At 69.3% G+C, this 19,563-nt stretch carries 17 protein-coding genes; 7 read left to right on the forward strand and 10 right to left on the reverse strand.

What is annotated here, in order from left to right; genetic code table 11:
- A complete protein-coding gene (locus J2W45_RS13205) occupies window positions 1-2,820 on the reverse strand; it encodes an ATP-binding protein (protein ID WP_310132632.1) in 2,820 nt (939 codons plus the stop codon).
- Window positions 2,821-2,928: 108 nt separating this feature from the next.
- Here J2W45_RS13205 and J2W45_RS13210 point away from each other — a divergent pair, with 108 nt between their 5' ends.
- A complete protein-coding gene (locus J2W45_RS13210; protein ID WP_310132635.1) occupies window positions 2,929-3,177 on the forward strand; it encodes an SCO4226 family nickel-binding protein in 249 nt (82 codons plus the stop codon).
- A gap of 24 nt (window positions 3,178-3,201) precedes the next feature.
- Here the strand turns inward: J2W45_RS13210 and J2W45_RS13215 are convergent, their stop codons facing one another.
- From J2W45_RS13215 to J2W45_RS13245, 7 genes are all read right to left on the reverse strand, one after another.
- Window positions 3,202-4,290, reverse strand: coding sequence for a DNA glycosylase AlkZ-like family protein (locus J2W45_RS13215; protein WP_396427088.1), 1,089 nt, complete (start codon window positions 4,288-4,290; stop codon window positions 3,202-3,204).
- A gap of 28 nt (window positions 4,291-4,318) precedes the next feature.
- Window positions 4,319-5,692, reverse strand: coding sequence for a replicative DNA helicase (gene dnaB, locus J2W45_RS13220; protein WP_018189010.1), 1,374 nt, complete (start codon window positions 5,690-5,692; stop codon window positions 4,319-4,321).
- 457 nt (window positions 5,693-6,149) lie between these two features.
- The gene (gene rplI / locus J2W45_RS13225; protein ID WP_018189011.1) at window positions 6,150-6,602 is read right to left on the reverse strand and encodes a 50S ribosomal protein L9; all 453 of its coding nucleotides are present in this window, start codon (window positions 6,600-6,602) and stop codon (window positions 6,150-6,152) included.
- A gap of 11 nt (window positions 6,603-6,613) precedes the next feature.
- Window positions 6,614-6,877, reverse strand: coding sequence for a 30S ribosomal protein S18 (rpsR, locus tag J2W45_RS13230; protein ID WP_018189012.1), 264 nt, complete (start codon window positions 6,875-6,877; stop codon window positions 6,614-6,616).
- An 81-nt stretch (window positions 6,878-6,958) separates the two neighbouring features.
- Window positions 6,959-7,471, reverse strand: coding sequence for a single-stranded DNA-binding protein (locus tag J2W45_RS13235; RefSeq protein WP_310132637.1), 513 nt, complete (start codon window positions 7,469-7,471; stop codon window positions 6,959-6,961).
- 4 nt (window positions 7,472-7,475) lie between these two features.
- Window positions 7,476-7,847 carry a 30S ribosomal protein S6 gene (gene rpsF / locus J2W45_RS13240; RefSeq protein ID WP_018189014.1) on the reverse strand — a complete coding sequence of 124 codons (372 nt, stop codon included), beginning with the start codon at window positions 7,845-7,847 and terminating at the stop codon, window positions 7,476-7,478.
- Window positions 7,848-8,104: 257 nt separating this feature from the next.
- Window positions 8,105-9,529, reverse strand: coding sequence for a CCA tRNA nucleotidyltransferase (locus J2W45_RS13245; protein WP_310132640.1), 1,425 nt, complete (start codon window positions 9,527-9,529; stop codon window positions 8,105-8,107).
- Between the two features lie 95 nt (window positions 9,530-9,624).
- Here J2W45_RS13245 and J2W45_RS13250 point away from each other — a divergent pair, with 95 nt between their 5' ends.
- The 6 genes from J2W45_RS13250 to J2W45_RS13275 all read left to right on the forward strand — a co-directional run bounded on the left by J2W45_RS13250 (window position 9,625) and on the right by J2W45_RS13275 (window position 17,383).
- Complete coding sequence (locus J2W45_RS13250; protein WP_310132643.1) at window positions 9,625-11,910, forward strand: DUF6049 family protein; 2,286 nt, start codon at window positions 9,625-9,627, stop codon at window positions 11,908-11,910.
- Complete coding sequence (murJ, locus tag J2W45_RS13255) at window positions 11,903-13,510, forward strand: murein biosynthesis integral membrane protein MurJ (protein ID WP_310132644.1); 1,608 nt, start codon at window positions 11,903-11,905, stop codon at window positions 13,508-13,510. Before J2W45_RS13250 ends, murJ begins: the two co-directional genes overlap by 8 nt.
- Before the next feature lie 82 nt (window positions 13,511-13,592).
- Entirely contained in the window at window positions 13,593-14,579 is a 987-nt protein-coding gene (gene trxB, locus J2W45_RS13260; protein WP_310132646.1) for a thioredoxin-disulfide reductase, read from the forward strand.
- Between the two features lie 14 nt (window positions 14,580-14,593).
- Window positions 14,594-14,920, forward strand: a complete 327-nt coding sequence (gene trxA / locus J2W45_RS13265; protein ID WP_089916071.1) for a thioredoxin — start codon at window positions 14,594-14,596, stop codon at window positions 14,918-14,920.
- A gap of 138 nt (window positions 14,921-15,058) precedes the next feature.
- Window positions 15,059-16,384, forward strand: coding sequence for an aminotransferase-like domain-containing protein (locus tag J2W45_RS13270; protein WP_310132648.1), 1,326 nt, complete (start codon window positions 15,059-15,061; stop codon window positions 16,382-16,384).
- 42 nt (window positions 16,385-16,426) lie between these two features.
- Entirely contained in the window at window positions 16,427-17,383 is a 957-nt protein-coding gene (locus J2W45_RS13275) for a D-alanine--D-alanine ligase family protein (RefSeq protein WP_310132649.1), read from the forward strand.
- Between the two features lie 7 nt (window positions 17,384-17,390).
- Here J2W45_RS13275 and J2W45_RS13280 read toward each other — a convergent pair whose 3' ends face one another.
- Together J2W45_RS13280 and J2W45_RS13285 are read right to left on the reverse strand one after the other, a co-directional pair.
- Window positions 17,391-18,356: a ParB/RepB/Spo0J family partition protein gene (locus tag J2W45_RS13280; protein ID WP_310132652.1), complete on the reverse strand. Its 966-nt coding sequence runs from the start codon at window positions 18,354-18,356 to the stop codon at window positions 17,391-17,393.
- A complete protein-coding gene (locus J2W45_RS13285; protein WP_396427089.1) occupies window positions 18,356-19,252 on the reverse strand; it encodes a ParA family protein in 897 nt (298 codons plus the stop codon). The genes J2W45_RS13280 and J2W45_RS13285 overlap by 1 nt, the downstream gene beginning before the upstream one ends.
- Window positions 19,253-19,563 lie beyond the last annotated feature (311 nt).

Below are 19,563 nucleotides of genomic sequence, written 5' to 3' on the forward strand. Positions count from 1 at the left end.
TCACCGGGCCGAACCGCGCCGCGCCTCCTCGACGGCCCAGGCGGCGATCTCCGTCCGCCGGGCCGCGCCCAGCTTCGCGAGGATGTGCTCGACATGCGTCGCCACCGTCTTGGGTGCGATGTGGAGACTCTCTCCGATCTCACGGTTCGTGGCCCCGGCCGCAACGAGTCGCGCGACCTCGTGCTCGCGCGAGCTCAGCACCGACGTCTCTGCACCCCGCGCCAGGCGCCGGGTGAGGGCGTCGCCGCGCGCGATCAGCGCTTCGGCTCCGGCCGCCTCGGCCCGGACGCGCGCCGCGTCGACCAGGGCGGCCGCCTCGGCCGGACCGCGGGTCCGTCGGGCGCATTCCGCGCGGTCGAGCAGCGCCTGAGTCCCCTCCCACCATCGATCCACCCGATCCCAACCGTCCCCGGCAGCGGCGAGCAGCTCCTTCGCCCGGCTGAGGCGGCGTTCGGCCAGCGCGACCAGCGCCTCGGCATGCGCGATGCCGTACTCCGTGCCGGGGATGCCCCGCGACCGGACGAGCGCTGCCGCCCGCTCCACCCATCCACGGGAGCCGGTGACGTCGCCCAGAAGAAGGTGCGCCCGCGTGCCGGTGACCAGGTAGGGGAAGGCGTACGCAGCATCCTGGATCGCCTCCGAGCCCCGCCGACCCTGCTCGCACAGTTCGATCGCGCGCTCCGCGTCGCCGTCGGCGAGAGCGACCTCCGCGAGCCCCCACAGGGCGGGGGAGAGGCGTTGCAGCTCGTTCATGCGCTCGCCGATCTCCGCCGCCTCGGTGAGCAGGTCGGACGCCCGACGGGTGTCGCCGCGCGAGAGGGCCACGTAGCCGAGCACGTGCAGGGCGGTCACCTCGGTGGTGATCCCACCGCGTCCGTCGGCGCGAGCCCGGCTCGCCCGCCGCTCGGCCGCGTCGAGGGACCCCGTCGCCCACTCAACGTGAGCCAGGTGCGCTTCGAGGTAGTGGGCGTCGTTCCAGCGCTCGATCCGCGTGGCGTACGCGATTCCCTCCTCCAGCCACCGGCGTCCGCGCCGGTACTGGAGCAGCACCGACGCAGAGGAGCCGATCATGCGGTACGCGCGGGCGGCCGCGGCCTCCCATCCGCGGGCGGCGGCCACCGAGGCCGAGTGCTCGAGGAGCTCCCAGCCCTGCTCGCCCGCGCCGGCGAAGACCAGCACGGCTCCCCGCGTGACGTCCACGGCCAGACTCTCTTCGGGGTCGTCGGTGAGGAGCTCGCGCGCCTCCTCGGTCAAGCGGAGGCTGAGGTCGAGACGGCGATCCAGCATGGCGGCAGCGGCGTCGGCGGCGAGGAGGCGGCCGCGGACGCGCTCCGACACAGGCGTCGCGCCGACGCCGGCGATCCAGTCGAGGGCCTCTTCGATGGTTGCGGCTCGCGCCTCGTATCCGGCGCCGAGGAGGTGCCGGGCGGCGACGAGCGCCGGCACGACGGCGGCCGCGGCCACGGGGTCGCCCGCCTCGTGGAACAGTTCGATGGCCCGGGAGAACTCCCGTTCGGCCTCCCGATTGGCATCCGTCGCGGCGAGCTCTGCTCCCAGCAGCCGGTGGAGCTCTGCCCGCTCGGCCACCAGTGTGCCGGAGGGGACGGTGCGCTCCGCACGGCGATAGAGGTCGACTGCCTCACGATGGGCCGACAGGGCCGCGGCCCGTCCTGCCGCCCTGCGTGCTCGGGCGTACGCCTCGTCGGCGCGCCCGGCACGCTCGAAATGGCGGGACATGGCTGCGTCGGAGAGCTGCGGCACTGCCCCGACGACGCGCGCGTGCAGTTCGCGTCGCCTGGCCGCCGGCACGGAGCCGTACACGGCGTCGCGGATCAGCGCGTGACGGAAGTCGAACCCGTCTCCGGCCGGGACGACGAAATTCCCCGCGATGAGCTCCTCCAGCGCTGCGTCGACACCCGCGTCATCGCCCAGGACCGCCCCCAGCGAGCCGCGATCGAACTCCCGCCCGATCACCGCCGCGGCGGCCAGAGCGAGGGCCGCGTTCTCACCGAGCCGCGCCATCCTCACGACCACGGCCTCGCCGATGGTGTCGGGGACAGCATCCACACCGACCGCCACCAGTTCTTCGACGTGCAACGGGATGCCGTCCGAGGCGTCGAACAGCCGGTCGACCTCGTCTGCGGCGGGCTCCTCCCCTCCGATGGATGCGAGCATGCGCCGGGTGCCGTCGCGGTCGAGGCGCTCCAGCACCACCTCCTCAGCGCGTCGCTGGGCGAGCAGCCCCAACCGCCACGTCGTGAAATCCCGGGACGTCTCCGGTTCTTCGGAGCGATAGCTGGCGACGACCAGCGAGGGGACCAACGGCAAGGACACCGTGACCCGCTGCAGCACATCGAGGCTGAGCTGGTCGGCCCAATGCAGGTCTTCCAGGCGGAGCAGCAGTGGCGTCGCCAGACCCTCCGCCAGCGTCGCAGCGAGTTCGGCGACGAGGATGCGCCGCGCGCCCTCCGAAGCGGCGTCATCGGCGGCTCTCAGCACCAGTTCCCGAAGCCGATCGGCCGCCGCAACCTGCTCGGCCTCACGCAGCGCCGCCGCGATGCCGAGGAGGAGCAGCCCCGGCGTGCCGCGGTCACCCGCGAACGAATCCGCCCGGACGGACCGGCCGCCCGCTTGCAGGACGAACTCGTCGAGAAGACGCGACTTGCCGATGCCGGCTTCACCGCCCACGAGCAGCAGTTCGCCCCGTCCCGCCGCCGCCTCGGCCCTCCGGCGCAGTACGAGCGCCATCACGTCCTCGCGCCCGACGAACAGCGGACAGACTCTGGCCACGCCGCCCGCGGGCGGCGACCCCGTGCCCATGAGCGCAGTGTAGCGCCGGAACCGTTTCCGGAAGAAGGCGAGATGGGTCGGATGACCGATGTCGTGGCGGCCGCGGTCGGCGAGGCTGCTGTCAGAAAGGAGCCGATCATGGCCACATTCATCGACGTTCACGACGGATTCGTCGACGTCACCAGGGAACAGCTGCAGGAGGCGCACGATGCCGACGCTGCGATCGAGGCCGAGGAGGGGGTGCACATCGAGCGTGCGTGGCTCGACCCGGTGAGCGGGAAGGTGTTCTGCCTGTCCACCGGGCCGTCCAAGGAGGCGCTCATGCGCATCCACGAGCGCGCCGGACACCCGACCGACCAGGTCTACGAGGTGAGCATCCAGGTCTGACAGGCGCCGCGGCCGCGACCCGCGCTACCGCTCGACCTCGACGCCGATCCAGGCGGCGAGCTCGGTGATGGACGCGTCCACGGCGTCGCGCGTGTCGGCGGTGAACGGCACATCTTCGTGCACCGCCGCCACGCGCAGCAGCCCCGCTTTTCGGTCGGCGGCGGCGTCGAGCTTGCCGACGAGGCGATCGCCGTGGAGGATCGGCAGCGCGAAGTACCCCCAGCGGCGCTTCGCCTCGGGCTTGTACATCTCCAGCAGGTACTCGAAGCCGAAGAGTTCCTCGCTGCGCACCCGGTCGTGCACCAGCCGGTCGAACGGCGAGAGCAGGGCGGTGCGTCCGGCGAACGGCTGGCCGACCGCATCGGGGTCGACACGCCACTCGCGTGAGCTCCCGTCGACGCGCGCCGGTTCTCCCGCGTCGCCCACCAGTTGCGGGCGCGCGATACCCAGGGCCTTCAGCCGTCTGGCGTCACGGATGCCTTTTGCCTCGCGCTCGGGGACGACCTGGATGCCCGCCGGGTAGACGCGTTCCGCGAGGTCCCACGTGCGCTGGCGGCCGACCCGGCCGGCGACGGCGACCTCACCGAGGCCCTGGAGCAGTTCGAGCATCATCGTGACGTTGCGGTTGTGCGTCCAGCCGGAGGAACCCCACGGCGCCTCGGCGGTGTCCGGGATGTCCTTCGACATGAGCGGGCCTTCGGCGCGGAGGCGGTCGAGCACGTCCCGCCGGAAGCCCGGGTTCGCCTCCAGCCAGGCCTTCCATCCGCCGTGCACCGGCCCGGCGGACATGCGGTCGAGATTGAGCCCGAGGTCGGAGACATGCCGGACCATGGCGAACGGCGGCTGGACGGGATCGTCCTGTGCCTTGAGCTCGTAGAGCAGGCGGTCGCGCTCGACCGCCTGCTGGAGCTGCTCGGGCCGGTAGCCGGCGCCGAGCCTGGTGTAGGCGATGAGATCGGCGCTCGGAGCGATCACGGCCGTCGGGTCGAGCTGAAGGAACGTCAAGTGCTCGACGAGCGGGACGACCTCGGCGGCGGCGACCGCGGCCCGGGCGTCGAGCCGCTGGGCGCGAACGGCGATCCGCCGGGCTTCGTCGCGATCGAGGGTCAGCATGGGTGCAGGCCGGTCAGCTCACACGCGCTTAGATCGGCGCCATGTCCGTGAAGCGCGAGTACATGCCCTGGAAGGCGACCGTGACGGTGCGGGTGGGGCCGTTTCGGTGCTTGGCGACGATGAGGTCGGCCTCGCCGGCGCGGGGGTTGTCCTTCTCGTAGGCCGACTCGCGGTGGAGGAGGATGACGACGTCCGCGTCCTGCTCGATCGATCCCGACTCGCGGAGGTCGCTCAGGGCGGGGAGCTTGTCGGCGCGCTGCTCCGGGCCACGGTTCAGCTGCGACAGGGCGATCACCGGCACCTGCAGCTCCTTCGCGAGCAGCTTGAGCGCACGCGAGAACTCGCTGACCTCCTGCTGGCGGCTCTCGACCCGCTTGCCGCTGGTCATCAGCTGCAGGTAGTCGATGATCACCATCTTGAGGCCCACCCGCTGCTTGAGCCGGCGGCACTTGGCGCGGATCTCGACGAGCGTCATGTTGGGGCTGTCGTCGATGTACAGGGGGGCGTCGTTGATGCGGCCGCGGGTGGAGGCGATGGTCGTCCAGTCGCGGTTGTCGACCGTTCCCTTGCGCATGTTCTGCAGCGGGACGGTGGCCTCGGCGGAGAGCAGACGCATCGCGATCTCGCTCCGGCCCATCTCGAGCGAGAAGAAGATCGTCGGCATGTCGTGCTTGATCGCCGCGGCCCGGGCGAAGTCGAGCGCGAGCGTCGACTTTCCGAGCGCGGGTCGCGCCGCGACGATCACCATCTGGCCCGGGTGCAGGCCGTTCGTCAGCTCGTCGAGCTCGGCGAAGCCGGTGGGGACGCCCGTCATCGAGCCGTCCTTGTGCTTCGCGGCCTCGATCTCGTCGATGGCGACCGTGACCGCCTCGGTGAGCGGAACGTAGTCCTCGGTCTCCTGCGTGCCGGTGACGGAGTAGATCTCGGCCTGCGCGTTGTTGACGAGGTCGAGCACCTCGCCCTCGGCCTTGTAGCCCATCTGCGTGATGCGGGTTCCGGCCTCGACCAGGCGGCGCAGCAGTGCCTTCTCGCCGACGATGTTGGCGTAGTAGCCCGCGTTGGCCGCGGTCGGCACGAGGCTGGTGAGCGTGTGGAGGTACTCGGCTCCGCCGGCCCGGGAGAGCTCGCCGATCTTGGTCAGCTCGTCGGTGACGGTGATGACGTCCGTCGGCTCGCCGTGCGAGTACAGCGACAGGATCGCGTCGTAGATGATCTCGTGCTTGGGGATGTAGAAGTCGGTGCCCCGGATGACCTCGACCACGTCGGCGACCGCATCCTTGCTCAGCAGCATGCCGCCGAGAGCGCTCTGCTCGGCCAGGAGGTCGTGCGGCGGCGTGCGCTCGGGGGAGCGGGCGTCGCCCGGGTCACGACCGTCGGCGAGACCGATATGGGCGATCGACACGTTCACTCCTCCACTGTTTCGCGCGGGCACGACGAGACCATGCCGGGACGCCGGCTCGCGCTGGTCGCACGAACCGCTTCCCTGGCTCGATTGTCGGGACGACCTCCGACATCGCCGCTCTGCGGCGGCTGTCGTCCGTCGACGTCGGTCAACACTATGAACCCCATCCCCACATCACAACTCAGCCTGTGGATAAAACTGGGGAGAATCTGCGCGAAACGCCGTGGAGTGTGTGTAGAAGGTGTGTGGAACTCTGTGGACAACAAATGAGCTTGCGCGGATTTATCCACCTTGATCGGGTCTTTTTCTTTCCCCACCCTGTGTGTAAAAAGTTCCTTGAACCCTGTGTTCAACGTTGGGACGTGGGCGCACGGACCTGTGTACAAGACGGGGGAGAATCCCCTTAACGAGAGGTAGCGGCGGGCCTTCGCCCGCCGCTACACTTTCGCGTGTTTGCCTACTTGGCAGCGACCACCTGGAGGGAGATCACGGCCGAGAGGTCGTCGTGCAGACGCACGGTCGCCTCGTGGTCGCCGACCACCTTGATGGGGTTCGGGAGCTCGATCTTGCGCTTGTCGAGCTCGCCGATGCCGGCCGCCTTGACGGCGTCCGCGACATCGCCGGTCTTGACCGAACCGAACAGACGGCCCTCGCGGCCCGCCTTGACGGTCAGCTTGACCTTGGTCGCCTCGAGCTTGGCCTTGAGGTCCTGGGCCTGCTCGACGGTGTGCAGCTCGCGAGCGGCACGGGCCGCCTTGATCTGCTCGACCTGCTTCTCGCCACCGCGGCTCCACGCGATCGCGAAGCCCTGCGGGACGAGGTAGTTACGGGCGTAGCCGTTCTTGACGTCGACGACGTCACCGGCCGAGCCGAGGCCGGTGACCTCGTGCGTGAGAATAACCTTCGACATGTCGTTTCTCCTTAGCGGCCGGAGCCGGCGTAGGGGAGGAGCGCCATCTCGCGCGCGTTCTTGACCGCGCGGGCGATGAGGCGCTGCTCCTGGACGGAGACACCGGTGATCCGGCGAGCGCGGATCTTTCCACGCTCCGAGATGAACTTCCGAAGGGTGGCGACGTCCTTGTAATCGATGACGCCGACGCGAACGGACTTCGCGGGGGCGGCGTTCTTGCCGTCCTTGCCCTTGCGGATCGGCTTGCGGCGGTCGCCGCTCGACTTTCCAGCCATGGTTTCCTTTGCTTTCCGCCCGTCCCGGCGCTGGGCCGGCGGGCTGATGATGTGTGCCCCTCGTCCGAGAGGCGAGTCTCGTTAGAAGGGGGTCTCGTCGTTGTAGGAGCCCGGAGTGTTCCAGACATCCGCACCGGCGGACGGGTCGGCCGGAGCCGAAGCCGCCCACGGCTCCTCGACGGCGGGTGAACCGCCACCGAAACCACCCTGGCCGCGTCCTCCGCCGGAGGACTGCGTACGGGTGATCTGAGCGGTGGCGTAGCGCAGCGACGGGCCGATCTCATCGATCTCGAGCTCGATGCTGGTGCGCTTCTCGCCTTCCTTCGTCTCGTAGGAGCGCTGCTTCAGGCGGCCCTGCGCGATGACGCGCGACCCCTTGGTCAGCGAACCCGCGACGTGCTCCGCGAACTCGCGCCAGACGCTGGCGCGGAGGAACAGAGCCTCGCCGTCCTTCCACTCGTTCGCCTGACGGTCGAACGTGCGGGGGGTGGACGCGATGGTGAAGTTGGCGACTGCCAGCCCGTTCTGCGTGTAGCGCAGCTCGGGATCGGCGGTGAGGTTTCCCACCACGGTGATGACGGTCTCGCCGGCCATGGGACTAGGCGCCGGCCTTCTCGGAGGTGGCGGCCTTGCGGGCGGCCTTCTCGTCGGCGCGCTTCTGAGCGGCGGCGACCTGGGCGATCGCCTCCTCCGCGCGGAGGACCTTGGTGCGCATGACGGCCTCGCTGAGCTTCAGCTGGCGGTCGAGCTCCTTGGTCGTGTCGCCCTCAGCGGTGAGCTGGACGACGGCGTAGATGCCCTCGGACTTCTTGTTGATCTCGTAAGCCAGGCGACGACGTCCCCAGATGTCGACGTTGTCGATCGTTCCACCGTCGTTACGGACGACGTTGAGGAACTTGTCAAGGCTCGGAGCCACGGTGCGCTCATCGATCTCGGGATCGAGGATGACCATCAACTCGTACTGATGCATGACTAACCCACCTCCTCTGGTCTCAGCGGCTGCAGACGTTCTGCAGCAGGAGGGTGTCATAGACGTGCCCAGGGCAGGACTCTGCCCGGGCAACTTCCCTAGCGTAACGGATGCGGGTGCGGGACGCCAGCCGGCGGTGATCTCGGTCATGCCTCCACTCTCGCGAGAACAGCCCGCCGCCGATGCGCCGATGCCGGATCAGTGGAGAAGACGATACTGCGCCCGGTTGTGGACGAGTCGGTGCGCGAGACGGGGCGTCAGCGCTCCTCCCACCAGGCGAGCAGGCGGCGCGTCGCCTCCTCCTCACCGAGGGGGCCTTCGTCGAGCCGGAGCTCCAGCAGGTACTTCATCGCCTGTCCCACCTCACGGCCCGGCCGCAGGCCCAGGATGCTCATCACCTGTTCGCCGTTGAGGTCGGGCCGGACGGCCTCCAGCTGCTCGCGCTCCTGCAGCTCCCGGATGCGGGCCTCCAGGTCGTCGTAGGCGAAGCCGAGCCGGTCGGCCTTCCGCCGGTTGCGCGTGGTCACGTCCGCACGGGTCAGCATGTGCAGTCGCTCGAGCTCGGGGCCGGCGTCCCTCACGTAGCGGCGCACCGCCGAGTCGGTCCATTGGGCGTCGGCGTAGCCGAAGAAGCGGAGGTGCAGCTCGATGAGGCGCGCGACGGCGTCGATGGTGGCCTTGTCGAAGCGGAGCGCCGTCAGGCGCTTCTTCGCGAGCTTCGCCCCGACGATGTCGTGATGGTAGAAGCTGACCGCGCCGCCCGGCTCGAACCGGCGCGTCGCGGGCTTGCCGATGTCGTGGAGGATGGCGGCCAGCCGCAGCACCAGGTCGGGCGCCTCGCCCGGGTGCCGCTCCTTCTCGTACCCGATCGCCTGGTCGAGCACCGTGAGGCTGTGCTGGTAGACGTCCTTGTGATGGTGGTGCTCGTCCGCCTCGAGCCGCAGGGCCGGGATCTCGGGCACGACGAGCTCGGCCAGCCCGGTCTCGACGAGCAGCTCCAACCCGGCGCGGGGCTCGTCGGCCATCAGCAGCTTGCTGAACTCGTCGCGGATGCGCTCCGCGCTCACGATCTCGATCCGGTCGGCCATGGCGCTCATCGCCTCGCGCGTCTCGTCGTCGACCGTGAATCCGAGCTGCGCGGTGAACCGGGCGGCGCGCATCATCCGCAGCGGATCGTCCCCGAACGAGATCTGCGGGGTGCTGGGCGTGCGGAGCACTCCGGCGAGGAGGTCCTCCACACCACCGGACGGATCGACCAGCCGCACCTCGGGCAGTCGCAGCGCCAGCGCGTTCACGGTGAAGTCCCGGCGCAGCAGGTCGCCCTCGAGGGTGTCGCCGAACTCGACCTCGGGCTTCCGTGTGGTGCCGTCATAGCTGTCGCTGCGGTAGGTGGTGATCTCGACCGTGTCGTCGCCGAGACGGGCGCCGATCGTGCCGTACTTACGACCCACGTCCCAGACGGCGTCGGCGATCGGACCGACGACGCGCAGGATGTCGTCGGGCCGGGCATCGGTGGTGAAGTCGAGATCGTGGACCGCGCGCCCGAGGAGCGCGTCACGGACGGGCCCGCCGACCAGGGCGAGCTCGTGCCCCGCGGCCTCGAAAGCGTCGGCCAGGCGGGCGACCGAGGGCGTGCGCGCCAGGTCGCCGAGGCGTTCGAGGGATTCGGCGACGCTCTGCATGGTGCCCCAGTTTAACGGCCCCGCTGGCCGGGCTCTCAGGGGGTGGCCTCTAGAATCGTCGTCATGGAGGCCGAGTCGGGATCGCGCGTCGACGCATGAGCGCAGTCCCCTCCACCCTCCGGAAGGGTGCGCGGCTCCGCGCCCGCGTGCGGGTGCTGGCGGCGGCTCTGACGGTCGGCGCCCTCGCGGCCGCGACCGCGGCGACGGGCGCAGCCGCACCCGCAGGCGCCGCGACACCGAGCCCGACGCCCACCGCATCCTCCACCGGCACAGCGCTCACCGCGAGCGTCACGGCGGACGAGGGCGGCGTCCTGTCGCCGGGCAAGGACCTCGGCGTCTCGGTGACGGTCTCCAATCCGACCGACCAGGCGTTCGCATCCGGAACCGTGACGCTCTGGACCGACCCCTCCGCACAGGAGAACCGCAAGGCCCTGACGGATTGGCTCGCAGGCACCGGTGAGCCGGCGAACGCCGTCGCGGTCGGCCAGGCCCAGCTGAACACCCTCGAGCCGGGTTCGAGTACGGTCGTGCGGGTCGCCGCGCCGGCCGCGTCCCTCCCGTTCGCCGGCCGCACCACGTCCGGCGTGTTCGGGATCGGCGCCTCCGTCACGATCGGATCGGCCGGCGCGCAGGCCCGCGGCTCCGTGGTCTGGTACCCCGGGGGAGCGGCCAAGCAGGCCAGCGTGAACGTCGTCATGCCGATCGTCACCCCGCCGGGGTCGGACGGGTTGATCGCGGCCGACGATCTGGCGACCTACACGGCACCGAACGGCATCCTGACCCGCGAGCTGGACGGCCTCACCGGGCACACCACCGTGACGGTCGGGATCGACCCGATGATCATCGCGTCGATCCGGGTGCTGGGCAACGCCGCTCCGGCGAGCGCCATCGACTGGCTGACGCGGCTGTCCGAGCTGCCGAACGACACCTTCTCTCTCGGTTACGCGGATGCGGACGCCGTCGGCCAGCTCCAGGCGGGTCTCCCCGCGCCCCTGCCGCCGACGTCCCTCGCCTACGCCATCGACCCGAAGAACTTCACGCCCCAGCCCACCCCGGTGGGCGAGCCGTCGACGGCCACCGCGACCCCCTCTCCCAAGGCGACCACGCCGACACCGACCCCGACGGCGACGCCCGGACCGGTCATCCCCGACCTGAACGCCCTGCTCGCCTGGGACTACACGCTCACCGGGATCAGCTGGCCCGGCGACAAGACCGTCCGGCGCGCCGACCTCGCACCGCTCGCCGCGGCGGGGCTGAAGACCACCATCCTGTCGGGCAGCAACACCAACGCCGCCGACCTCGGCTCGACGCCCAACGCTCCGATCGCCGCGGGTGACGACCGTCTGGTGTCGTCCGATCAGCGGCTCAGCGACGCGTTGCGGCAGGCGATCTCCGCGCCGAGCGACGTCGCCTGGAACTCCGCGATGTCCAAGGTGAACGCCCAGCTGGAGCTGATCAATCAGGAGTCGGGCGACCCGCGGCGTCTGCTCGTGGCGCTGGACCGCTCGTGGCCGTCGAGCGGCACGCAGCTCGAGCGGACCCTCAATGCGCTGTTCTCGTCGCCCTGGTCGACGCCGGCGTCGTTCGCGACCGTCAAGGACACCACGCCGACCTCCGGCCTCGATCTGGTCGACTCCCCGGAGTCCGCACAGCGGATCACCGACATCCGCGCTCTCGTCGAAGACGAGGGGGCGCTCGGCCAGTTCGCCACGGTCCTCGACGACCCGACCCGGCTCACCGGCCGCACCCGCGCGGACCTCCTGACGTTGCTCGCCGTCTCGTGGCTCAACCCGCGCGCCGACTGGCCGGCGGCGGTGACGGCCGAGCGCGCCGCGACCGTCAAGACGCTGCACTCCATCCGCATCCTCCCGACGGAGAACGTCAACCTGGTGAGCGCGCAGGGATCGATCCCGTTCACCGTGAGCAATGGGTTACCGGGTGACGCGGTTACGGTCGTGCTGGCCGCCTCGCCCTCGAACAGCCGGCTCGAGGTCGACCAGTCGACGACCAAGCGCATCCCCCAGGACTCCCGTGCGACGGTCCTGATCCCGGTGAAGGCCAAGGTCGGCAACGGCCAGGTCGTGCTCTCACTGCACCTCTACAGCCCGACCGGCGTGCCGATCGGCGACCCCACCACGGTGACGGTGGATGTGCACGCCGACTGGGAGGGCATCGGCGCGCTGATCTTCGGCGTGCTGCTGGTGCTGCTCTTCGGCTTCGGGATCGTGCGCAACATCCTGCGCCGGCGCCGCTCGCGCGACAGCGGTGATGATGTAACCGGGTCGGACGGTTCCGCCGTGACCGACACTGAGAACGACGACCAGACCGAGCCGGCCGCGCCCGCGACGTCAGCCACCCCCGAGGAGCGCCCCGGTGGCTAGCGTCGGACGCGCCAGCGCGATGCTCGCCTCCGGCACGCTGGTCTCCCGCCTCCTCGGCTTCGCCAAGGCCTGGCTACTGGTGCAGGCGATCGGGGTCGTCACCTTCGCCGCGAACGCCTACGGCACCGCGACCATCGTCCCCAACAGCATCTACGCGATCATCGCGCAGGGCATCCTCAACGCCATCCTGGTGCCGCAGATCGTCCGCGCGTCCGTGAACGCCGACGGCGGCCGCGCGTACATCAACAAGCTGGTCACGCTCGGGATGGTCGTCTTCGCCGCCGTCGCGGTGGTCGCGACGTTCCTGGCGCCCGTCCTCGTCTCGCTGTTCGGCATCCCGGCAGCGCAGAAGGACCTCGCGACGGCCTTCGCCTACTGGTCGCTGCCGCAGATCTTCTTCCTCGGGCTGTACACGCTCCTCGGTGAGGTGCTCAACGCCCGCAAGTCGTTCGGGCCGTTCACCTGGGCGCCCGTGATCAACAACATCGTCGCCATCGCGACGCTGCTCGCGTTCATCCTCGCGTTCGGTTCCGCCGCGTCCGGTCGGCACGGCAGCGACTGGTCGTTCGGGATGATCGCGTTGCTCGCCGGCGGAGCGACCCTGGGCGTCGCGGTGCAGGCGCTCATCCTCTTCGTCTTCTGGCGACGCGTCGGCCTGCGCTTCCGCTTCGACTTCGGCTGGCGGGGCGTCGACCTGGGCACCGCCGGCAAGGCGGCGGGGTGGACGTTCGCCATGCTGATCGCGACCCAGGTCGCGGGTCTGATCGAGACCAACGTGTCGAACTCGGCGGGCGAGGGCTACGCCGGACCGTTCGCCATGCAGAACGCCTGGCTGATCTTCATGCTGCCGCACGGCATCATCGCGGTCTCGATCGTCACCGCGTTCTACACACGGATGGCGGAGCACGCCCACCGCGGATCGATCACCGAGTTCCGCGAGGACTTCTCGGCCGCCGCGCGATCGATCATGCTGCTCATCGTCTTCTCGTCGGCCGCCCTCATCGTCACCGCGTTCCCCGTCGCGCGGGTGTTCACATCCGACTACCAGGCGCTCGGTCTCGTGCTCATCGCGTACCTGGTCGGCCTCGTCCCGTTCTCGCTGGTGTTCATGGCCCAGCGTGCCTTCTACTCGCTCGGCGACACGCGCACACCGTTCTTCTTCACCCTGGCGCAGGTCGTGGTGATCGTCGCGGGCGTCCTGCTGTGCTTCCTGGTACCGCCCGGCATCCGTGCGGCCTCGGTCGCGCTGGTCGTCTCCATCGCCAGCTTCGTGCAGGCGGCGCTCGCCTTCTGGTTGCTCCGGCGGCGCACCGGGGGAGTGGACGGCGGCCGCATCCTCGCGTCGCTGTGGCGGTTCGTGGTCGCCGCGCTCGCGTCGATCGCCGCGGGAGCGGGCTTCCTCGTCATCCTGGGCGGAGTGGATGCGGGAGCATTCCCGGTCAGCGGTCCGATCGCCGCGGTCGTCACCACGGCCGTCGTCGGCGTGGTCATGCTGATCGTCTACGTGGGCTTCCTCGTCATCCTGCGTTCGCCCGATCTGGAGAGCGGATTGGCGCCCATCCTGAACCGCGCCGGACGGCGTTCGCGCGCGCCCAGGTGACAGGAATAGCATCCGCCTAGGATGTGTTCTACAGGTCGACGCCTCCAGACGAAGGCGTCGTGACAGCTCAAGGAGTTCCGCCGTGCGGCAGATCATCATCATCGGTTCCGGCCCTGCCGGATACACCGCGGCCATCTACGCGGCCCGCGCCAACCTGAAGCCGCTGCTGATCGCCTCCTCGGTCGAGGCGGGCGGTGAGCTCATGAACACCACCGAGGTCGAGAACTTCCCGGGCTTCCCGGAGGCCGTCATGGGCCCCGACCTCATGTTCAAGATGCAGGCGCAGGCCGAGAAGTTCGGCACCGAGATCGTGCTCGACGACGTCGTGTCGGTCGACCTGACCGGCGAGGTCAAGAAGGTCACCCTCGGCTCGGGAGCGGTTCACGAGGCCCTCGCGGTGATCTTCGCCACCGGCTCGGCGTACCGCAAGCTCGGACTCGCCGACGAGGAGCGACTCTCCGGACACGGCGTCTCCTGGTGCGCCACCTGTGACGGATTCTTCTTCCGCCAGCGCACGATCGCCGTCGTCGGCGGCGGCGACTCCGCGATGGAGGAGGCCACCTTCCTCACGCGCTTCGCCGACAAGGTCTACGTCATCCACCGCCGCGACTCGCTGCGCGCGTCCAAGATCATGCAGGACCGCGCCTTCGCGAACGACAAGATCGAGTTCATCTGGAACTCGGAGGTCGTGGCGATCGGCGGCGACGAGCAGGTGCAGAACGTCACGCTCCGCAACCTGGTCACCGGCGAGCAGAGCGAGCTGCAGCTCCACGGGCTGTTCATCGCCATCGGCAACGACCCGCGCGTCCACCTCGTGCACGGCCAGCTCGACCTGACGGCCGAGGGTACCATCGCGGTGGATGGCCGCAGCTCGAAGACCAACCTCCCCGGCGTCTTCGCGGCGGGCGACGTCATCGACCCGACCTACCGTCAGGCGGTCACCGCTGCGGCGTCCGGTACGGTCGCCGCGCTCGACGCGGAGCACTACCTGACAACGCTTCCCCAGAACTTGCTCGACAGCGCAGCGGATGGCGCGTCGGGTGACCTCGAACTCACGACCACCGCATAAGGAGATACAAGAAAATGTCAGCAGCACGTTCGGTCACGGACGCCAGCTTCGAGCAGGACGTCCTCAACAGCGAGAAGACCATTCTGGTGGACTTCTGGGCTGAGTGGTGCGGTCCGTGTCGCGCGGTCGGTCCGATCCTCGACCAGATCGCCTCCGAGCACGCCGACAAGATCGAGATCGTCAAGCTCAACGTCGACGAGAACCCGCAGACCGCTGCGAAGTACCAGATCACCTCCATCCCCGCGATGAAGGTCTACCAGGGTGGCGAGGTCGTCAAGACCGTCATCGGCGCCAAGCCGAAGCCCGCCCTCGAGGCCGACCTGGCCGCCTACCTGGCGTAGCGCGACCCGTCCTCTTCAGACCCGTCCGGCGCTCACCCGCCGGGCGGGTCTTTTTCGTACCCACGGCGGTCCACCGATTTTCTCCGCGGCGGGCCGTCCCCATAGCATTGCTGAACGGCAGACGAACGGAACCCACACGTGATCGAACAGGGCTCCCCGCAACAGCGGGGCAACAATCTGGACCCGTGGTATCACCACTACGCGCAGCGTACGAGCGGCCTGGCCGCCAGTGAGGTCCGAGCCCTGTTCGCCGTCGCCAGCCGGCCCGAAGTGGTCTCGCTGGCCGGCGGTATGCCGTTCGTCTCCGCCCTCCCGCAAGACCTGGTCGTCGGTGCGATGGACCGGGTCATGCGCGAGCAGGGCGCCGTCGCCCTCCAGTACGGGTCCGGTCAGGGCGTCCCGGCCCTGCGTGAGCAGATCCTCGACGTGATGGCGCTGGAGGGCATCAGCGGCAGCGCGGACGACGTCGTCGTGACGACGGGGTCGCAGCACGCGCTGGAACTGTTCAGCAAGCTCTTCATCGACCCGGGCGACGTCGTGCTGGCCGAGGGGCCCAGTTACGTCACCGCCATGGTCATCTTCAAGTCGTACCAGGCGGAGGTCGACCACGTCCCGATGGATGAGCACGGCCTCATCCCGGAGGCGTTGCGCGAGCACATCGCTCGGCTCAAGGCGGCCGGACGTCGGGTGAAGTTCCTCTACACGGTTCCGACCTTCCACAACCCCGCGGGAGTCACCCTCACCTGGGAGCGGCGGCTGGAGATCCTCGAGATCGCGCGTCAGAACGACATCCTGGTGCTTGAGGACAACCCGTACGGCCTGCTGTACTTCGACCAGAAGCCGCCCGCTGCGATGCGGTCGGTCGAGAAGGACGGCGTCGTGTACCTCGGCACGTTCTCGAAGACTCTCGCGCCCGGATTCCGGGTGGGATGGGCGCTCGCCCCGCACGCCATCCGCGAGAAGCTGATCCTCGCCAACGAGGCCGCTGTGCTGAGCCCCAGCTCGTTCAGTCAGCTCGTGATCTCCGAGTACCTGCGCGACGCGGACTGGAAGGGTCAGATCGACACCTTCCGCGGCGTCTACCGGGAGCGCAAGGAGGCGATGATCCAGGCGCTGCAGGAGCACCTGCCCGAGTTGAGCTGGACGGACCCGAACGGCGGCTTCTACGTCTGGGTGACCCTTCCGCCGCACCTCGACTCGAAGGCGATGCTGCCGCGGGCGGTCACCGAGCTCGTCGCGTACACGCCGGGGACGGCCTTCTACGCGGACGGGTCCGGGGCTCAGAACATCCGGCTCTCCTTCTGCTATCCGACCCCCGAGAACATCCGCGTGGGTGTCCGCCGCCTCGCGAACGTCATCGGGGGAGAGCAGGACCTGCTGGAGACCTTCGCCGGCACCGGAAACCTCGAAGCGGCGTCCCGCCGCAGCCGGACGAGCGCGAACCCGCCCACCGATCTGCGCTGACCGCGCCGCTGTAGACGCATGGATGACGAGAAAGGCCTGATCATGGCTGAAAACGAAGCACTGGACATCGTCGTGCTCGCCGGCGGGATCTCGCATGAGCGCGACATCTCGCTCCGCAGCGGCCGACGCGTCGCGGATGGCCTGAACGGCCTGGGGCACCGCGTCACCCTCCGTGACCCGGATGCTTCACTGCTGGCCTTCCTGAACGAGTCGAGGCCCGCTGTGGTCTGGCCGGCGCTGCATGGAGCGAGCGGTGAGGACGGCGCGCTGCGTGGTCTCCTCGAACTCACCGGTGTGCCGTTCGTCGGCTCCCGCGCCGACGCCTCCCGTCTAGCCTGGTCCAAGCCGACCGCGAAGACCGTCGTGGAGCGGGCCGGCGTGGCGACCCCGCGCTCGGTGACGCTGCCGCAGGAGACGTTCCGCGAGCTCGGCGCCGGGAGCGTGCTGGAGACGGTCCTCGCGGGATTCGACCTGCCGCTCGTGGTGAAGCCGGCCCAGGGAGGTTCGGCGCAGGGCGTCACGATCGTGGCGACCGCCGAGGAGCTTCCGCGCGCGATGGTGGATGCGTACACCTACTCCGATGTGGCGCTCATCGAGCAGAAGGTGGAGGGTGTGGAGGTGTCCGTCGCCGTCATCGACGTCGGCGAGGGCCCCGAAGCGCTTCCCGCGGTGGAGATCGAGCCGGTCGACGGCGCCTACACGTTCGATGCGCGGTACAACGCGGGGGAGACCCGCTTCTATGTCCCCGCGCGGCTGGATTCCGCGGTCGGCGCAGCAGTTGCCGAGGCGGCCACGACCGCCCACACCGCGCTGGGCCTGCGCCATCTGTCGCGTATCGACCTGATCGTGGATGCCGCCGGGACCCCGTGGTTCCTCGAGGCGAACGTGCTCCCCGGTCTCACCGAGACGTCGATCATGCCGCAGGCGATCGCCGCCGCGGGGCGCGAGACCGGCGAGGTCTACGCCGCGCTGGCGTCAGCTGCTATCGCTGACGCCTGACACCTGGTCAGGTGAAGCTCGGCTGACCCAGCTCGTCGAGGATCCTGTTGAGGTCCTGGATCGTCGCGAAATCCACCACGATCTGGCCTTTTCGTGCTCCCAGGGTGATCTTGACCCGCGTGTTCAGGCGGTCGCCCAGGGTACCGGCGATCTCGTCCAGGTGGCCGCGGTGACGTCCCGCGGTGGCCTTGGTCCTGGCAGGCTTCGGCGTCTTGCTGGCGGCCGCCTCCGCCTGGCGGACGGACAGATCCTCGTTGACGATCTTGTCGGCGAGCCGGAGCATCGCCTCGTGGTCGTCCCCGAGCGACAGGATGGCACGCGCGTGGCCCGCGCTGAGCACGCCGGCCGCCACCCGGGTCTGCACCGCTGCCGGCAGCTTCAGGAGGCGGATCGTGTTGGTGATCTGCGGCCGTGAGCGGCCGATCTTCGCGGCCAGCTCCTCCTGCGTGATACCGAAGTCGGCGAGGAGCTGCTGGTAGGCCGAAGCCTCCTCGAGCGGGTTCAGCTGGCTCCGGTGGAGGTTCTCGAGGAGCGCATCCCGGAGCATGTCCTCGTCGGCGGTGTCCTTGACGACCGCCGGGATCGTCTCCAGGCCGAGTTCCTTCGTCGCGCGGAGTCGACGCTCGCCCATGATGAGCTCGTAGCGTCCCGGCTCGTCGGGGAGCGGTCGCACCACGACCGGCTGTAGCACGCCCACTTCGCGGATGCTGGCGACGAGCTCGTCGAGCGCCTCCCGGTCGAACTCGGTTCGCGGCTGCACGCGGTTGGGCACGATGTCGTCGGGGGAGATGCTGGCGAGTCGTGCGCCCGGGACGGCCACCAGGTCGTCGGGACGCTCGGCCACAGCTACCGCCGAGCCACCGAGCCCGGCGGTGTTGTCGGGGAAGAAGACGTCCACCGGCCGACTGCTCTGGTCGCTGGTGGGGATGAGGGCGCCGATGCCTCGGCCCAGTCCGGTGCGCTTCGCTGCCATTAGCGGGGTACTCCTCTGCGTGCGATCTCCGCGGCCGCTTCCATGTAGGAGAGCGATCCACTGGAGTTGGTGTCGTAGCTGATGACGCTCTGTCCGTAGCTCGGTGCTTCGGAGATGCGGACGGAACGGGGGATGATCGTGTCGAGCACCTCGTTGGGGAAGTGCTCGCGGACGTCCGCCGCAACCTGGTGGGCCAGGTTGGTGCGGGAGTCGTACATCGTGAGCAGGATCGTCGACACGCGGAGCTTGGGATTGAGGTGCCGCTCGATGAGCTGGATGTTCTTGAGCAGCTGGCTCAGCCCCTCGAGCGCGTAGTACTCGCACTGGATGGGGATGAGCACTTCCGTGGCTGCGACGAAGGCGTTGATCGTCAGCAGGCCCAGCGACGGCGGGCAGTCGATCAGGACGTAGTCGATGTCGTACTCGTCGAGGAACCGGTCGAGAGCGCGGGACAGCCGCTGCTCACGGGCGACCATCGAAACGAGTTCGATCTCCGCGCCGGCGAGGTCGATCGTGGCGGGGATGACGAACAGCCCGTCGAATTCGGGGCTCTTCTGGATGACGTCCTCGAGCTCCCTGTCGTTCACGACGACGTCGTAGACACTGGGCGTGCCTTCCCGATGCTCGACACTGAGCGCCGTGGATGCGTTGCCCTGCGGATCCAGGTCGATGACGAGCACCCGCGCGCCCGACTTCGCGAGTGCGGCACTCAGGTTGACCACGGTCGTGGTCTTGCCGACCCCGCCCTTCTGGTTGGAGATCGTGAAGATGCGCGTCTTAGAGGGAAGGGGGAGGGTCGTTGCCGCGATCGCCTGGCGTCGGCGGGCCAGATTCGCGATCTCCTGGGCGAGCGGGGTGGTCCCGTCGAAGGTCGCGTCCTCAGTCATCGGCTCCATCTCGCTGTCGATCTCACCTACTCTGCCGCGGTCATCGTGGTGGGGTTGTTTCACGTGAAACCTCGTCGCTCTGTGGTGCTTCGCACCGGCTCTTGGTCGGTCGTTCGGCACACCCTCAGCGCACCCGTCGATCAACTCTAACTCGGATGCGAGACGCTTCCCGACGCGCCGCGCGCTGTGGCGACGCGGCTGATTGTGACTTTCTGGTGGAGTCTCCTACGAATGATCGGAGCCCGTCCTAGCCGGTATTTTTCCGGCGGCGCTGGTCTGAAGGATCGGCGCCCGGCGGCGGGGGAGTGGCTCGGGGTCGT

It is taken from the genome of Leifsonia shinshuensis (assembly GCF_031456835.1).
Classification (GTDB): Bacteria; Actinomycetota; Actinomycetes; order Actinomycetales; family Microbacteriaceae; genus Leifsonia; species Leifsonia shinshuensis_C.

What these genes read in the sequence shown, in the direction of transcription:
- J2W45_RS13205 (WP_310132632.1), bottom strand. Translation starts at nt 2,820, where the DNA reads ATGGGCACGGGGTCGCCGCCCGCGGGCGGCGTGGCCAGAGTCTGTCCG.
- J2W45_RS13210 (WP_310132635.1), top strand. Translation starts at nt 2,929, where the DNA reads ATGGCCACATTCATCGACGTTCACGACGGATTCGTCGACGTCACCAGG.
- J2W45_RS13215 (WP_396427088.1), bottom strand. Translation starts at nt 4,290, where the DNA reads ATGCTGACCCTCGATCGCGACGAAGCCCGGCGGATCGCCGTTCGCGCC.
- rplI (WP_018189011.1), bottom strand. Translation starts at nt 6,602, where the DNA reads ATGTCGAAGGTTATTCTCACGCACGAGGTCACCGGCCTCGGCTCGGCC.
- rpsR (WP_018189012.1), bottom strand. Translation starts at nt 6,877, where the DNA reads ATGGCTGGAAAGTCGAGCGGCGACCGCCGCAAGCCGATCCGCAAGGGC.
- J2W45_RS13235 (WP_310132637.1), bottom strand. Translation starts at nt 7,471, where the DNA reads ATGGCCGGCGAGACCGTCATCACCGTGGTGGGAAACCTCACCGCCGAT.
- rpsF (WP_018189014.1), bottom strand. Translation starts at nt 7,847, where the DNA reads ATGCATCAGTACGAGTTGATGGTCATCCTCGATCCCGAGATCGATGAG.
- J2W45_RS13245 (WP_310132640.1), bottom strand. Translation starts at nt 9,529, where the DNA reads ATGCAGAGCGTCGCCGAATCCCTCGAACGCCTCGGCGACCTGGCGCGC.
- J2W45_RS13250 (WP_310132643.1), top strand. Translation starts at nt 9,625, where the DNA reads ATGAGCGCAGTCCCCTCCACCCTCCGGAAGGGTGCGCGGCTCCGCGCC.
- trxA (WP_089916071.1), top strand. Translation starts at nt 14,594, where the DNA reads ATGTCAGCAGCACGTTCGGTCACGGACGCCAGCTTCGAGCAGGACGTC.
- J2W45_RS13275 (WP_310132649.1), top strand. Translation starts at nt 16,427, where the DNA reads ATGGCTGAAAACGAAGCACTGGACATCGTCGTGCTCGCCGGCGGGATC.
- J2W45_RS13280 (WP_310132652.1), bottom strand. Translation starts at nt 18,356, where the DNA reads ATGGCAGCGAAGCGCACCGGACTGGGCCGAGGCATCGGCGCCCTCATC.
- J2W45_RS13285 (WP_396427089.1), bottom strand. Translation starts at nt 19,252, where the DNA reads ATGGAGCCGATGACTGAGGACGCGACCTTCGACGGGACCACCCCGCTC.